14 protein-coding genes and 1 tRNA gene are annotated in these 13,250 nt (G+C 56.8%); 10 read left to right on the top strand and 5 right to left on the bottom strand.

Features of this window, described 5'->3' with window-relative positions:
* Positions 1-55: 55 nt before the first annotated feature.
* The 5 genes from gutM to srlA form a co-directional block, all read right to left on the bottom strand.
* Complete coding sequence (gutM, locus tag INF86_RS16975; RefSeq protein ID WP_058646234.1) at positions 56-415, bottom strand: transcriptional regulator GutM; 360 nt, start codon at positions 413-415, stop codon at positions 56-58.
* 91 nt (positions 416-506) lie between these two features.
* Positions 507-1,286, bottom strand: coding sequence for a sorbitol-6-phosphate dehydrogenase (gene srlD / locus INF86_RS16980; protein WP_023298456.1), 780 nt, complete (start codon positions 1,284-1,286; stop codon positions 507-509).
* Positions 1,287-1,300: 14 nt separating this feature from the next.
* Positions 1,301-1,663: a PTS glucitol/sorbitol transporter subunit IIA gene (gene srlB / locus INF86_RS16985; protein WP_063147464.1), complete on the bottom strand. Its 363-nt coding sequence runs from the start codon at positions 1,661-1,663 to the stop codon at positions 1,301-1,303.
* A gap of 12 nt (positions 1,664-1,675) precedes the next feature.
* Positions 1,676-2,635 carry a PTS glucitol/sorbitol transporter subunit IIB gene (locus INF86_RS16990; protein WP_022649146.1) on the bottom strand — a complete coding sequence of 320 codons (960 nt, stop codon included), beginning with the start codon at positions 2,633-2,635 and terminating at the stop codon, positions 1,676-1,678.
* On the bottom strand, positions 2,632-3,195 hold the full coding sequence (srlA, locus tag INF86_RS16995) for a PTS glucitol/sorbitol transporter subunit IIC (protein ID WP_003862164.1): 564 nt from the start codon (positions 3,193-3,195) through the stop codon (positions 2,632-2,634). Before srlA ends, INF86_RS16990 begins: the two co-directional genes overlap by 4 nt.
* Before the next feature lie 251 nt (positions 3,196-3,446).
* On the opposite strand from srlA, the gene mltB reads away from it, so the two are divergent.
* The 10 genes from mltB (at position 3,447) to INF86_RS17045 (ending at position 13,227) form a co-directional block, all read left to right on the top strand.
* A complete protein-coding gene (mltB, locus tag INF86_RS17000) occupies positions 3,447-4,547 on the top strand; it encodes a lytic murein transglycosylase B (RefSeq protein WP_022649145.1) in 1,101 nt (366 codons plus the stop codon).
* Between the two features lie 310 nt (positions 4,548-4,857).
* On the top strand, positions 4,858-5,511 hold the full coding sequence (locus tag INF86_RS17005) for a metal ABC transporter ATP-binding protein (RefSeq protein ID WP_063146452.1): 654 nt from the start codon (positions 4,858-4,860) through the stop codon (positions 5,509-5,511).
* Positions 5,508-6,368, top strand: a complete 861-nt coding sequence (locus tag INF86_RS17010; RefSeq protein ID WP_022649142.1) for a metal ABC transporter permease — start codon at positions 5,508-5,510, stop codon at positions 6,366-6,368. The genes INF86_RS17005 and INF86_RS17010 overlap by 4 nt, the downstream gene beginning before the upstream one ends.
* Positions 6,369-6,382: 14 nt before the next feature.
* Entirely contained in the window at positions 6,383-7,261 is an 879-nt protein-coding gene (locus tag INF86_RS17015; RefSeq protein WP_022649141.1) for a metal ABC transporter substrate-binding protein, read from the top strand.
* A gap of 130 nt (positions 7,262-7,391) precedes the next feature.
* Positions 7,392-7,889, top strand: coding sequence for a nicotinamide-nucleotide amidase (gene pncC / locus INF86_RS17020; RefSeq protein ID WP_003862172.1), 498 nt, complete (start codon positions 7,392-7,394; stop codon positions 7,887-7,889).
* Positions 7,890-7,978: 89 nt separating this feature from the next.
* Positions 7,979-9,037 (top strand): recombinase RecA, encoded by a 1,059-nt coding sequence (gene recA / locus INF86_RS17025; protein WP_022649140.1) that lies wholly within the window; start codon positions 7,979-7,981, stop codon positions 9,035-9,037.
* A 68-nt stretch (positions 9,038-9,105) separates the two neighbouring features.
* Entirely contained in the window at positions 9,106-9,606 is a 501-nt protein-coding gene (gene recX / locus INF86_RS17030) for a recombination regulator RecX (protein WP_017382782.1), read from the top strand.
* Positions 9,607-9,737: 131 nt separating this feature from the next.
* The gene (gene alaS, locus INF86_RS17035; RefSeq protein WP_023298452.1) at positions 9,738-12,365 is read left to right on the top strand and encodes an alanine--tRNA ligase; all 2,628 of its coding nucleotides are present in this window, start codon (positions 9,738-9,740) and stop codon (positions 12,363-12,365) included.
* A 241-nt stretch (positions 12,366-12,606) separates the two neighbouring features.
* Positions 12,607-12,792: a carbon storage regulator CsrA gene (gene csrA, locus INF86_RS17040; protein WP_000906486.1), complete on the top strand. Its 186-nt coding sequence runs from the start codon at positions 12,607-12,609 to the stop codon at positions 12,790-12,792.
* 342 nt (positions 12,793-13,134) lie between these two features.
* Positions 13,135-13,227: transfer RNA gene (locus INF86_RS17045), tRNA-Ser, on the top strand.
* Positions 13,228-13,250: the final 23 nt, after the last annotated feature.

Here is a 13,250-nt window from a genome sequence, read left to right on the forward strand (position 1 = left end):
CGTTCCTTACGTTGCGAAATGATAATTCCGCAAGTTTATAACTTTCACAACGAAATTATCCATGTTTCAGATTAAGCGCTAATGATAGTGCATTCTGACAGAGTGAATCATGGGGGAAGATCACATCAGGTTGTAATTCATGCAGCAAAATGCCGTTGATCGCCTGGATTTTCACCGGACGGGCAAAGACGGTCATGCCGCGCATGATGAGGGAATCGCAGACCTTATTGTTTTCATCCAGCGCAACAGCGACGACAACCCGCGGTTTGAAGCGTCCGCCGGAACGCCCGACGCCCACACGGCCTTTCTGGCACAGGGCGTCAAACGCGCGGTTAAACTGATGGATTTGCCAGCCGCCAAACGCCATCTGGCAGATCCAGGCGAGGGCGGCGACGGTGATTAATGCGGTTACCATATCGGCTCCTTAATTGCCGGGTGGCGGCTGCGCCTTACCCGGCCTACGGGGGTTGTAGCCCCGGTAAGTGCAGCGCCACCGGGGATTAAACTCAGAACATCACCTGCCCACCGGTGACGTTAATCGACTGCCCGGTGCAGTACGAGGCTTTCGGGCTGGCGTAAAACAGCAGCATGTTCAGCACGTCCTGATAATCACACCCGCGCTTGAGCGGCACTTTGTCGATGTAGTACTGCTCCACTTCTTCAGCTTTGATGCCGAGCTTGGAGGCGTACTGCGGCAGCAGGGACTGGAACATCGGCGATTTCAACAGGTTACCCAGCATCAGCGAGTGAACGGTGATGCCGTATTCGGCCAGATCCAGCGCCAGAGACTGCGTCAGCCCCACGCCGCCAAACTTCGCCGCGCTGTAGCCGGAGTTGTGCTTGCTGCCCACTTTCCCGGATTTCGAGTTGATCTGAATGATGCGCCCCTGAATACCATCGCGGATCATCAGCCGGGAAAACTCACGGGCGCAGAGGAAATAGCCCACCAGATTCACCTGCAACGAGCGGTCAAAATCCCCCAGTTCGAAATCGCTGATAAAGGCCGCTTTCGCGATCCCCGCGCTGTAGACCAGCAGGTCGATACGCCCAAATATCTCGTCCACGCCGCGGGCCAGCGCCATCACGCTCTGCTCGCTGGTGGCGTCGGCACCAAATCCGTACGCCATCCCTTCGCCAAACTCGGTGTTGATGGCGTCCGCCACGCGGGCGGCTTTTTCACTCTGAATGTCCACAACCGCCACGCGGTAACCCTCTGCGGCAAGCCCACGGCAGAGGAACTCGCCTAAGGTTTGTCCCCCACCAATGACAACGGCAACCTGACTCATGTGTTTCTCCTTAATTACGCAACAAATTTTAACGTACAGCCTGGTGTGACAGCCTGCGGAACCGGCCCCTCAACGTGAACCGTGCCGGGATACTCCGCCTGCGGTTGCCCGTCAAAACGCAGGGTGATGTGCCCCAGCTCGCGCAGGTTTTGTTCAGCGACGTCGCCGACGGCGGTCACGGCATAGCGCACCTCGCCCAGCTCAAGCTGGCTCCCGGCCTTCAGCTCGCCGTTTAGCTCGCCGTGGCAGTGGATAAAGCAAAACTCTTCGATATCCGCAGGCGCCCCTTCGCGGAAGGTGATCAGCATCTGGTCGCTCAGCGCATCGGCCGCGCTCTGGCCGATGCGGGTAATGGTGGTCTGGTAAATCACGGTCATGGCAGGAACCTCTTATTGATAAATAAAGCCGGAGACAAACCAGGCAATCAGCACCGTGGGCGCGCCCGTCAGGAAGCGGCTCACCAGCACGGAGGGGACGCCCACGCGCACGGTGTCCTGACGTGCTTCGGCCAACGACAGCCCGACGGGGATGAAGTCGCACGCCGCCTGAGCGTTAATGGCGAAAAGGGCTGGCAGAGCGAGGTGCGGGGGAATGTTGCCCAGACCAATCTGTACGCCAATCAGCACGCCGATGACTTGGGCAATCACCGCGCCCGGGCCGAGAAACGGCGACAGCAGCGGGAAGGAGCAGATCAGCGCCAGCGTCACCAGGCCGAGCGGGTGGCTGGCGAGCGGGGCGAGGCCGTGGGCAATCCAGTCGCCGAGGCCGGAGGCCATGATGATACCGATCAGCGCCGAGACGAACGCCATAAACGGCAGAATGGTTTTCAGCACCGTGTCGATGGTGTCGCGCCCGGACTGGAACAGCACCGCCACGGCGGACCCCATCCCCATCCCGACCTTCGCCAGCAGGCCATCGCTCTGCTCGGTGATTTTTTTGCTGGTGTCGTACTCGCGCGGGGCCGCTTTTTGCGGCGCGGATGTGCCATTCACCAGCGTGATGTTGTCCTCCTTCACCCCAGAGACATAAATATCCTCAAGGATGTACTGCGCCAGCGGGCCGGATTTCCCGGTGGAGTGAATATTTACCGTCGGAATGCGGCGCTTCGGATAGATGCCGCAGCGCAGCGTGCCGCCGCAGTCGATCACCGCCACGCCGATTTCCGCTTCCGGCGGTTCGCCTTCCTTGAAGCCGTCGACCGCTTCCCAGCCCGTCAGCTCGTGCAGCCTGTCGACGATCGCCGGGCGCGTGCCCGCGGTGATGTACACAATCTTTTTGCCTTCGGTGGCGTCGAACTCCAGCGGGCCGCCCCAGCCGCCCGTGCCTTTCTCAATGCGGATCCGGTTCATGCTGTAGCTCCTGAAAGATGGACTTTCTGTTCAAGCTGGATGCCCATTTTTTTCTCAAAAATGGCGGTGGTGAGATCCGTCACCCAGCCGCGGAAGAAGTTGGTGACCAGACCGACCAGCAGGTAGCTCACCGCCAGCGGGCCGAGCGGCAGGCCAAGCGTGGTAAGGCCGCTGGCGATCCCGAGATAAACGAACAGCTCGCCGGGGTTGATGTGCGGGAACAGGCCGTTCATGGAATGGCAGCTGTAGGAGGCGGCGGCGTAATAGCTCGGCTTGTACTTCTCTGGCATAAAGCGGCCGAGGCTTAAGGTCATCGGGTTGCAGAACACAAAGGTGCCGATGAAGGGCAGGATCAGGTAGCGGGACAGCGGGTTTCCGGCGCAGCGCTGGGCGAAGCGTTCAATACGCTGCTGGCCGATAAAGTTAATCAGCGCGTTCATGATTACCAGCAGGCTGATCAGCAGGGGCAGGATCCCGGTCACCATGCCGGTGAATACCTCGCCGCCTTTTTGAAAAAGCCCGATGAACCACTCGGCGCCGTGGGTGATGGTTTCTATCATTCTTCTCTCCTGTAGGGCGTTTGTTTTTGTCTGTTCGGGGCTAATAATAATCAAATTGAAAGCTTTTAAAGTGTTAATTAGATCTCACAATGAAAGAAAAATGGATTAATTTGAAAGATAATTGGTGGGGCGAATGATTTTCGATGGAAAAAAGCGCGGATTTGCGTTGGGGAGGTGTGTACCGCTTCCTTGAGGTGTTGCGGATGCTTTACCATACTGGGTTCTTACCGAACTCGTTAAATGGATGCCACATGTTCAAGCGTCGTTATGCAGCGCTGTTACCTGCGCTTATTCTCCTGTCCGCCTGTAGTAGCAAACCCAGGACTGAAGCTGTTCAACAAACGGCGGGCGCGCCTTCCGGCGGGTTCCTGCTTGAGCCGCAGCACAATATGATGCAGATGGGCGGCGACTTCGCGAATAACCCTGCGGCCGAACAGTTCATCGATAAAATGGTGAGCAAGCACGGTTTTGATCGCCAGCAGCTGCATGCCATTTTGTCTCAGGCGAAGCGTCTGGACTACGTGCTGCGCCTGATGGACAGGCAGGCGCCGACGGCCCAGGTGCCGACCGGGCCAAACGGGGCGTGGCTGCGCTATCGCAAACAGTTTATTACCCCGGACAACGTGCAAAATGGCGTGGTGTTCTGGAATCAGTATGAAGACGCCCTGAATCGTGCGTGGCAGGTCTATGGCGTGCCGCCGGAGATCATCGTCGGTATTATTGGGGTCGAGACTCGCTGGGGACGCATTATGGGTAAAACCCGCATCCTCGATGCGCTGGCGACGCTCTCCTTCAACTACCCGCGCCGCGCCGAGTATTTCTCCTCTGAACTGGAAACCTTCCTGCTGATGGCGCGAGACGAACAGGACGATCCGTTAGATCTGAAAGGGTCGTTCGCCGGTGCGATGGGCTACGGCCAGTTTATGCCGTCCTCCTATAAGCAGTACGCGGTAGATTTTAACGGGGATGGTCACATCAACCTGTGGGATCCCGAAGACGCCATTGGCAGCGTGGCCAACTACTTCAAAGCGCACGGCTGGACGCCGGGCGGCCAGGTGGCGGTGCAGGCGAACGGTGAGGCGTTTGGTCTGGAAAACGGATTTAAAACCAAATACAGCGTTGCGCAGCTTGCAGCGGCAGGCTTAACGCCGTCGCAGCCGCTGGGCAATGTTGACCAGGTGAGCCTGCTGCGCCTGGATGTCGGAACCGGTTATCAGTACTGGTTCGGACTGCCGAACTTCTACACCATTACCCGCTACAACCACAGCACGCACTATGCGATGGCGGTGTGGCAGCTGGGGCTGGCGGTGTCTCAGGCGCGTGTGCCGGCAGCGTCACCGTTTAGCCAGTAAGTTACCCCGACGGGTAGGCCGGGTAAGGCAACGCCGCCACCCGGCATGGCTGCCCGCACGGTGCGGCCTGATGCCCTCACCCTGACCCTCTCTCACGGGAGAGGGAAGTTTGCAGAAACATTTCGCCACATTCCCATTTCACTCCCGCCGTTTACATCTTAATCGTCTTTCATTATTGTTATGTTATAACATAATTTTGAATTGAGATGTCCATGTCCCTGTTTTCTCTCTCATCCCCGGTTCGTCTGCTGCTGGCGCTGATGCTCATTCTGTTTCTCGGCCTGGCCGTGCGCTGGGCGGTGGCGTTGCCATGATCGTGATGAACGACCTGGTGGCGGGTTACGATCGCCAGCCCGTTACGCGCGCACTGTCCGGCGTGATTGAACGCGGGAGCATGACCGCCATCGTCGGGGCCAACGGCTGCGGCAAATCCACGCTGCTGAAAACGCTCGCTGGCTTTCTTCCGCCCGTCAGCGGTACGTTTCGCTGGCAGGGGAGACGTCCGGTGGTGGGCTGGCTGGCGCAGCGTCACGCGCTGGAGGCGCAATTTCCTCTGACCGTGCAGGACGTGGTGAGCATGGGCTGCTGGCCAGAAATCTCGCTATTTGCCGGTTTTCGTCGGGATACCCGCATGCGCATTGCCGGCGCGCTTGAGCGCGTGGGGCTGGCGTCCATGGCGTTATCCACCATCGATGAACTCTCCGGCGGGCAATTCCAGCGCATGCTGTTTGCCCGCGTTTTAGTGCAGCAGGCACCGCTGGTGATGCTGGACGAACCCTTCACCGGCGTTGATGAAGCGACCTGCAACGTGCTGATGGATCTGATGCTGGAGATGTATATGCAGGGGCAGACCCTGCTGGCGGTTCTGCATGACAGCGAGCGCGTAGCACGTCACTTCCCGCAGACGTTACGTCTGGACGCTGATATTCCCCAATGGAAAACCGAGCGGGTGAGGGTGGCATGATCTGGCATACATTCTTCCAGCCGTTTATTGAGTACGGCTTTATGCGCCGTGCGCTGGTGGTTTGCCTGGCGCTCTCCGTCAGCACCACGGCGCTGGGCGTATTCCTTCAGCTGCGTCGGATGAGCCTGATGGGGGACGCCCTTTCTCATGCCATTTTGCCGGGTGTCGCGGTGGGCTATCTGCTCAGCGGTATGTCGCTTCTGGCAATGACTGTCGGCGGGTTTATTGCCGGTATCGCCGTTGCGCTGGTGGCCGGGCTGGTCAGCCGCCGCACGCCCCTTAAAGAGGATGCCAGCTTCGCGGGGTTTTACCTGGGTTCCCTGGCGCTGGGCGTCACGCTGGTGTCGCTGCGCGGTTCAAATGTCGATCTGCTTCATCTTCTGTTTGGCTCCATTCTCGCCGTGGATAGCGCGTCAGCCCTGTTCGTGACGGGCGTTTGCATGTTCACGCTCCTCACGCTGGCGATGTTTTATCGTGGGCTGGTCAGCGAAGCGTTCGATACCGCGTGGTTGCAGGTGAACGCGCGCTGGCTGCCCGGGATGTTACACGGTCTGTTTCTGGCGCTGCTGGTGCTCAACCTGGTGGCCGGTTTTCAGGTGCTCGGCACGTTGATGGCCGTCGGGCTGATGATGTTACCCGCCGTGGCGGCACGCTGCTGGGTGCGCACCCTGCCAGGGTTACTTCTGATGGCGGGTATCAGCGGTATTTTTTGCGCGTGGCTGGGCTTAAGCCTTTCCTGGGCAGTGAGTCTGCCCGCCGGGCCCTCCATTGTGCTGACCGCCAGCGCATTGTTCTTTATTTCCGTTTTATTTGGCACGCGCAGCAGGCTGGCGGATAGCCTGCGGGCGCTTTTTTAACGCAAGGGGAAACGATGAAACGTACAGGGTTAGCCGTGGCGCTCGCGCTCGGCATGATGACGCACGGCGTAATGGCGAAAACGCTTAATGTGGTGACCAGCTTTTCCATCCTGGGAGACATCACGCAGCAGGTTGGCGGCGATCGTGTGAAGGTGACGACGCTGGTGGGGCCGGACGGTGATCCCCATACTTTCGAACCCTCGCCCAAAGACAGCGCGGCGCTGAGTAAAGCCGACGTGGTGGTAGTCAATGGGCTGGGGCTGGAGGGCTGGCTCGATCGTCTGGTGAAAGCCTCCGGATTCAAAGGCCAGCTGGTGGTTGCTTCGGACGGCGTGAAAACGCACACGCTGGAAGAGGACGGTAAAACCGTGACCGATCCGCACGCGTGGAACAGCGCGGCGAACGGCGCGCTGTATGCGCAAAATATTCTATCTGGGCTGGTGAAGGCCGATCCTGAAGATACGGCGGCGCTTGAAGCTACCGGTAAACCCTATATTGCGCAGCTCTCTCAGCTGGACGGTTGGGCTAAAAAGCGTTTCAGCGACATCCCACAGGCGAAGCGCAAAGTGCTGACCAGCCACGACGCCTTCGGCTATTTCAGCCGCGCCTACGGCGTGACGTTTATGGCGCCGCAGGGGCTGTCGTCTGAGAGTGAAGCCAGCGCGGCGCAGGTAGCGGAGATCATCAATCAGATTAAAGCTGACGGTGTGAAAACCTGGTTTATGGAAAACCAGCTTGATCCGCGCCTGGTGAAGCAGATTGCGACCGCCACGGGCGCCCAGCCGGGCGGTGAACTTTACCCGGAAGCGCTGTCCGCGAAGGGCGGCGTGGCGGACACCTACGTCAAGGCGTTTCGCCACAATGTGGATACCCTCGCTAACAGCATGAAATAAGCGTCTCTCTGGCCGATGCGCCCGCATCGGCTTTTTTCTGAAGCCCCCTCGTAAAACCCGACGCGCATCCCCATATTTGATGAGAAAGTGCTATCTTGTGCTGCATGTTTTTCTAAGGCCTGGAGCGAGAATGACTGACCATGAATTGATGCAGCTAAGCGAAGTGGTGGGGCTGGCGCTGAAACAGCGCGGCGCGACTCTTACGACCGCAGAATCCTGCACCGGCGGCTGGGTGGCGAAAGCAATTACCGATATTGCTGGCAGTTCCGCCTGGTTTGAACGCGGCTTTGTGACCTACAGTAACGAGGCTAAAGCGCAGATGATTGGCGTGCGTGAAGCCACGCTTGAGCAGCATGGCGCGGTCAGCGAGCCGGTGGTGATCGAAATGGCGATTGGCGCGCTGAAAGAGGCGCGCGCAGATTACGCTATCTCCATCAGCGGTATCGCGGGGCCGGACGGCGGCAGCGACGTGAAGCCTGTCGGCACCGTCTGGTTTGGCTTTGCCACCTCAAAAGGTGAAGGGATCACCCGCCGGGAATGCTTCAGCGGCGATCGCGAAAGCGTGCGTCGTCAGGCAACGGAATACGCGTTAAAAACGCTCTGGCAACAATTTCTACAAAATACTTGATACTGTATGACTATACAGTATAATTGCCTCAACAGAACAGAAGTCCATGGTGAAGCGCAGTTGCTTCTCCCGGCATGACAGGAGTAATAATGGCTATCGACGAAAACAAACAGAAAGCGTTGGCGGCAGCACTGGGCCAGATCGAAAAGCAATTCGGTAAAGGCTCCATCATGCGCCTGGGTGAAGACCGTTCCATGGATGTGGAAACTATCTCCACTGGTTCGCTTTCTCTTGATATCGCACTGGGCGCTGGCGGTTTGCCGATGGGCCGTATCGTAGAAATCTACGGTCCGGAATCCTCGGGTAAAACCACCCTGACGTTGCAGGTTGTTGCGGCGGCACAGCGCGAAGGTAAAACCTGTGCGTTTATCGATGCCGAGCACGCGCTGGACCCGGTCTATGCCCGTAAACTGGGCGTTGATATCGACAACCTGCTGTGCTCACAGCCGGACACCGGCGAGCAGGCCCTGGAAATTTGTGACGCGCTGGCGCGCTCAGGTGCGGTTGACGTGATCATCGTCGACTCCGTTGCGGCGCTGACGCCAAAAGCGGAAATTGAAGGTGAAATCGGTGACTCTCACATGGGCCTCGCGGCACGTATGATGAGCCAGGCGATGCGTAAGCTGGCGGGTAACCTGAAGCAGTCCAATACGCTGCTGATCTTCATCAACCAGATCCGTATGAAAATTGGTGTAATGTTCGGTAACCCGGAAACCACCACCGGCGGTAACGCTCTGAAATTCTACGCTTCTGTCCGTCTGGATATCCGCCGTATCGGCGCGGTGAAAGAGGGGGATAACGTCGTCGGTAGCGAAACCCGCGTGAAGGTTGTGAAGAACAAAATCGCAGCACCGTTCAAACAGGCTGAATTCCAGATCCTCTACGGCGAAGGTATCAACTTCCTCGGCGAGCTGGTTGACCTGGGCGTGAAAGAGAAGCTGATTGAAAAAGCGGGCGCATGGTACAGCTACAACGGTGACAAGATTGGTCAGGGTAAAGCGAATGCTATCTCCTGGCTGAAAGAGAACCCGGCGGCGGCGAAAGAGATTGAGAAAAAGGTGCGTGAACTCCTGCTGAGCAACCAGGACTCTAAACCTGATTTCGTGGTCGACGGCGCGGATGCTGAAGAAACCAACGAAGACTTTTAATCCTCTCGGATAAAAATGAAGGGCTGCTGATGCGGCCCTTTTTGCATTTCTGAATCGACAGGTTTTTTATGAGTGAACCGACATCACGCCGACCAGCCTACTCACGCTTGCTGGATCGGGCCGTGCGTATTCTTGCCGTGCGTGACCATAGTGAACAGGAGCTGCGGCGGAAACTGTCAGCGCCCGTCATGAGCAAAAACGGTCCGGAAGACATTGATGCCACCGCGGAAGATTATGACCGCGTGGTCGCCTGGTGCTACGAGCATCACTATCTGGATGACGGCCGTTTTGCCGCTCGCTTTCTTGCCAGCCGTGGTCGTAAAGGCTATGGGCCAGCGCGTATCCGCCAGGAGCTGAACCAGAAAGGTGTAGCCCGTGAATCGATTGAAAAAGCCATGCGCGAAAGTGAAATCGACTGGTGCGAACTGGCGCGTGAGCAGGCGGTACGAAAGTACGGTGAGCCGCTGCCGCGTGAATTTTCAGAAAAAGTTAAAATCCAGCGCTTTTTGCTCTACCGCGGCTTCCTGATGGAAGATATTCAGGATATCTGGCGTAATTTTACCGATTGAACGCATGCGGGATTTTACTTCCCACTAAAGAAAACTTATCTTATTCCCACTTTTTCCAGTAGCTGGTCCGTCCAACTGTTTACAGATACAGATCTGCTGCGACATTTCGTTAGCTTGATTTCAGGATAATTATGAGCAAGAGCACCGCTGAGATCCGTCAGGCGTTTCTCGATTTTTTCCATAGTAAGGGACACCAGGTTGTTGCCAGCAGCTCCCTGGTACCGAACAATGACCCGACTCTGCTGTTTACCAACGCCGGGATGAACCAGTTCAAGGATGTGTTCCTTGGTCTCGACAAGCGTAATTATTCCCGCGCCACAACCTCACAGCGTTGCGTGCGTGCGGGCGGTAAACACAACGATCTGGAAAACGTCGGTTACACCGCGCGCCACCACACTTTCTTCGAAATGCTGGGTAACTTCAGCTTCGGCGACTACTTCAAACACGACGCCATTCAATATGCGTGGGAACTGCTGACCGGTGAAAACTGGTTTAATCTGCCGAAAGAGCGTCTGTGGGTGACCGTGTATGAGACCGATGACGAAGCGTTCGACATCTGGGAAAAAGAAGTGGGTATCCCTCGCGAACGTATCATCCGTATCGGTGACAACAAAGGCGCGCCTTACGCGTCTGATAACTTCTGGCAGATGGGTGACACCGGCCCTTGCGGTCCGTGCACCGAGATCTTCTACGATCATGGTGACCACATCTGGGGCGGCCCTCCGGGAAGCGCGGAAGAAGATGGCGATCGCTACATTGAGATCTGGAACATTGTCTTCATGCAGTTCAACCGTCAGGCCGACGGCACCATGGAGCCGCTGCCAAAACCGTCCGTAGATACCGGTATGGGTCTTGAGCGTATCGCGGCCGTTCTGCAACACGTTAACTCCAACTATGAGATTGACCTGTTCAGCACCCTGATCAAAGCCGTTGCCGAAGTGACGGGCGCAACCGATCTGAACAACAAATCACTGCGCGTTATCGCAGACCATATTCGTTCCTGTGCGTTCCTGATTGCTGACGGCGTTATCCCGTCGAATGAAAACCGTGGCTATGTGCTGCGTCGTATCATTCGTCGTGCGATCCGTCATGGCAACATGCTGGGCGCGAAGGACACCTTCTTCTATAAACTCGTTGGGCCACTGATTGGCGTGATGGGCTCTGCCGGTGACGAGCTGAAACGCCAGCAGGCGCAGGTTGAACAGGTTCTGAAAACCGAAGAAGAGCAGTTTGCCCGTACGCTGGAGCGCGGACTGGCGCTGCTGGACGACGAGCTGGCGAAACTCAAGGGCGACACGCTGGATGGCGAAACCGCTTTCCGCCTGTACGACACCTACGGCTTCCCGGTTGACCTGACGGCGGACGTTTGCCGCGAGCGCAACATCAAAGTTGACGAAGCAGGCTTTGAAGCCGCAATGGAAGAGCAGCGTCGTCGTGCGCGTGAATCCAGCGGTTTTGGCGCGGACTACAACGCGATGATCCGCGTTGATAGCGCGTCTGAATTTAAAGGCTACGAAGAGCTGGCTCTGACCAGCAACGTGACCGCGCTGTTTGTTGACGGTAAAGCCGTAGACAGCATTAGCGCAGGTCAGGACGCGGTTGTTATCCTGGATAAAACACCTTTCTATGCGGAATCCGGCGGCCAGGTTGGCGATAAAGGCGAACTGAAAGGCAATGGCTTCAGCTTCAGCGTAAGCGATACCCAGAAATACGGTCAGGCAATTGGTCACCAGGGCAAACTGGTTTCCGGTTCTCTGAAAGTGGGCGAGGGCGTTCAGGCCAACGTTGACGAAGCTCGCCGCGCGCGCATCCGTCTGAACCACTCGGCAACCCACCTGATGCACGCAGCCCTGCGCGAAGTGCTGGGTACGCACGTTGCACAGAAAGGTTCTCTGGTTAACGACAAAGTGCTGCGTTTCGACTTCTCGCATTTTGAAGCGATGAAGCCGTCTGAAATTCGTGCGGTGGAAGACCTGGTGAATGCCCAGATCCGCCGCAACCTGCCAATCGAAACCCACATCATGGATCTTGAGGCAGCGAAGAAGAAAGGTGCGATGGCGCTGTTTGGCGAGAAATATGACGACCGCGTTCGCGTGCTGAGCATGGGCGACTTCTCTACCGAACTGTGTGGCGGTACTCACGCATCCCGCACCGGTGACATCGGCTTGTTCCGCATCGTTTCCGAGTCGGGTACGGCGGCAGGCGTGCGTCGTATTGAGGCGGTGACCGGGGAAGGTGCAATTGCCAGCCTGCATGCGCAGAGCGACCAGCTGCACGAGATCGCGCAGCTGCTGAAAGGCGATAGCCAGAACCTGGGCGAGAAAGTGCGTGTCGCGCTGGATCGTACCCGTCAGCTGGAAAAAGAACTCCAGCAGCTGAAAGAACAGGCTGCGGCGCAGGAGAGCGCAAACCTCTCCAGCAAAGCGGTAGACATTAAGGGCGTCAAACTGCTGGTCAGCGACCTGGCGGGCGTTGAGCCTAAGATGCTGCGTACCATGGTCGACGATCTGAAGAACCAGCTTGGTTCGACGATTATCGTGCTGGCAACGGTCGCAGAGGGTAAGGTTTCTCTGATTGCGGGCGTCTCTAAGGATGTGACGGATCGTGTCAAAGCAGGGGAACTGATTGGCATGGTCGCCCAGCAGGTGGGTGGCAAAGGTGGCGGTCGTCCGGACATGGCGCAAGCCGGTGGTACGGATGCGGCGGCACTTCCCGCGGCATTAGCCAGCGTTGAAAGCTGGGTAAGCGCGAAACTGTAATAACTACAAAGCACAAGCAGACGCCATAGCGGTAACGTTATGGCGTCTTGCTCACTGCGCTATCGATAACGATAAAGTCAGGTTGAGTTTGTGTATATCGGCTAAACTTACGTTTAACAGAATGTGATGCCGTGACTGCTTACACTTTACGTGTTTGTCATCGCTTACTTTTTGGCGTTATATGATGGATAATGCCGGGATACAAGAGACCCGACTCTTTTAATCTTTCAAGGAGCAAAGAATGCTGATTCTGACTCGTCGAGTTGGTGAGACCCTCATGATTGGGGATGAGGTCACCGTGACAGTTTTAGGGGTAAAGGGTAACCAGGTACGTATTGGTGTTAACGCTCCTAAAGAAGTATCTGTCCACCGTGAAGAGATCTACCAGCGTATCCAGGCTGAAAAATCCCAGCAGTCCAGTTACTGATATTGTCGCGTCTCGCTGTCGGGCGAGACGCAACCCTCCTGTTATTTTTCCTGCATAAAGTTACCGTTCTATTTCAAACGCTTCGTTTTTGACCACTCTCATAATCTTATCTCATCCAAAAGACGCGCTTCTCTCAACACAATTCTGTGAAGATGCCTGCAAAATCCGCTTATAAAACACTCTCTTTGCGGCTTTTACATGCGAATTGGGTGCGAATTGTGCAAACGAAAAAAGCATGTGGAAAATTGTTTGACTTATAAGTCCCAGAAAGTAATATATGCGCCACGCAGCGACGAGAAGCTCTTAACGAGTTGCTCGAAGCACTCGAAAGAGGCGTTGTGTGGTGAGGTGGCCGAGAGGCTGAAGGCGCTCCCCTGCTAAGGGAGTATGCGGTCAAAAGCTGCATCCGGGGTTCGAATCCCCGCCTCACCGCCATTTTGCATCCGTAGCTCAGCTGG

Source organism: Enterobacter cloacae complex sp. I1M, from assembly GCF_014982425.1.
Classification (GTDB): Bacteria; Pseudomonadota; Gammaproteobacteria; order Enterobacterales; family Enterobacteriaceae; genus Enterobacter; species Enterobacter intestinihominis.

Coding starts and splice junctions, on each gene's coding strand:
- recX (WP_017382782.1), top strand. CDS start 9,106: ATGAGTGAACCGACATCACGCCGACCAGCCTACTCACGCTTGCTGGAT.
- csrA (WP_000906486.1), top strand. CDS start 12,607: ATGCTGATTCTGACTCGTCGAGTTGGTGAGACCCTCATGATTGGGGAT.
- mltB (WP_022649145.1), top strand. CDS start 3,447: ATGTTCAAGCGTCGTTATGCAGCGCTGTTACCTGCGCTTATTCTCCTG.
- gutM (WP_058646234.1), bottom strand. CDS start 415: ATGGTAACCGCATTAATCACCGTCGCCGCCCTCGCCTGGATCTGCCAG.
- pncC (WP_003862172.1), top strand. CDS start 7,392: ATGACTGACCATGAATTGATGCAGCTAAGCGAAGTGGTGGGGCTGGCG.
- INF86_RS16990 (WP_022649146.1), bottom strand. CDS start 2,635: ATGAACCGGATCCGCATTGAGAAAGGCACGGGCGGCTGGGGCGGCCCG.
- srlD (WP_023298456.1), bottom strand. CDS start 1,286: ATGAGTCAGGTTGCCGTTGTCATTGGTGGGGGACAAACCTTAGGCGAG.
- INF86_RS17005 (WP_063146452.1), top strand. CDS start 4,858: ATGATCGTGATGAACGACCTGGTGGCGGGTTACGATCGCCAGCCCGTT.
- srlA (WP_003862164.1), bottom strand. CDS start 3,195: ATGATAGAAACCATCACCCACGGCGCCGAGTGGTTCATCGGGCTTTTT.
- srlB (WP_063147464.1), bottom strand. CDS start 1,663: ATGACCGTGATTTACCAGACCACCATTACCCGCATCGGCCAGAGCGCG.
- INF86_RS17010 (WP_022649142.1), top strand. CDS start 5,508: ATGATCTGGCATACATTCTTCCAGCCGTTTATTGAGTACGGCTTTATG.
- INF86_RS17015 (WP_022649141.1), top strand. CDS start 6,383: ATGAAACGTACAGGGTTAGCCGTGGCGCTCGCGCTCGGCATGATGACG.
- alaS (WP_023298452.1), top strand. CDS start 9,738: ATGAGCAAGAGCACCGCTGAGATCCGTCAGGCGTTTCTCGATTTTTTC.
- recA (WP_022649140.1), top strand. CDS start 7,979: ATGGCTATCGACGAAAACAAACAGAAAGCGTTGGCGGCAGCACTGGGC.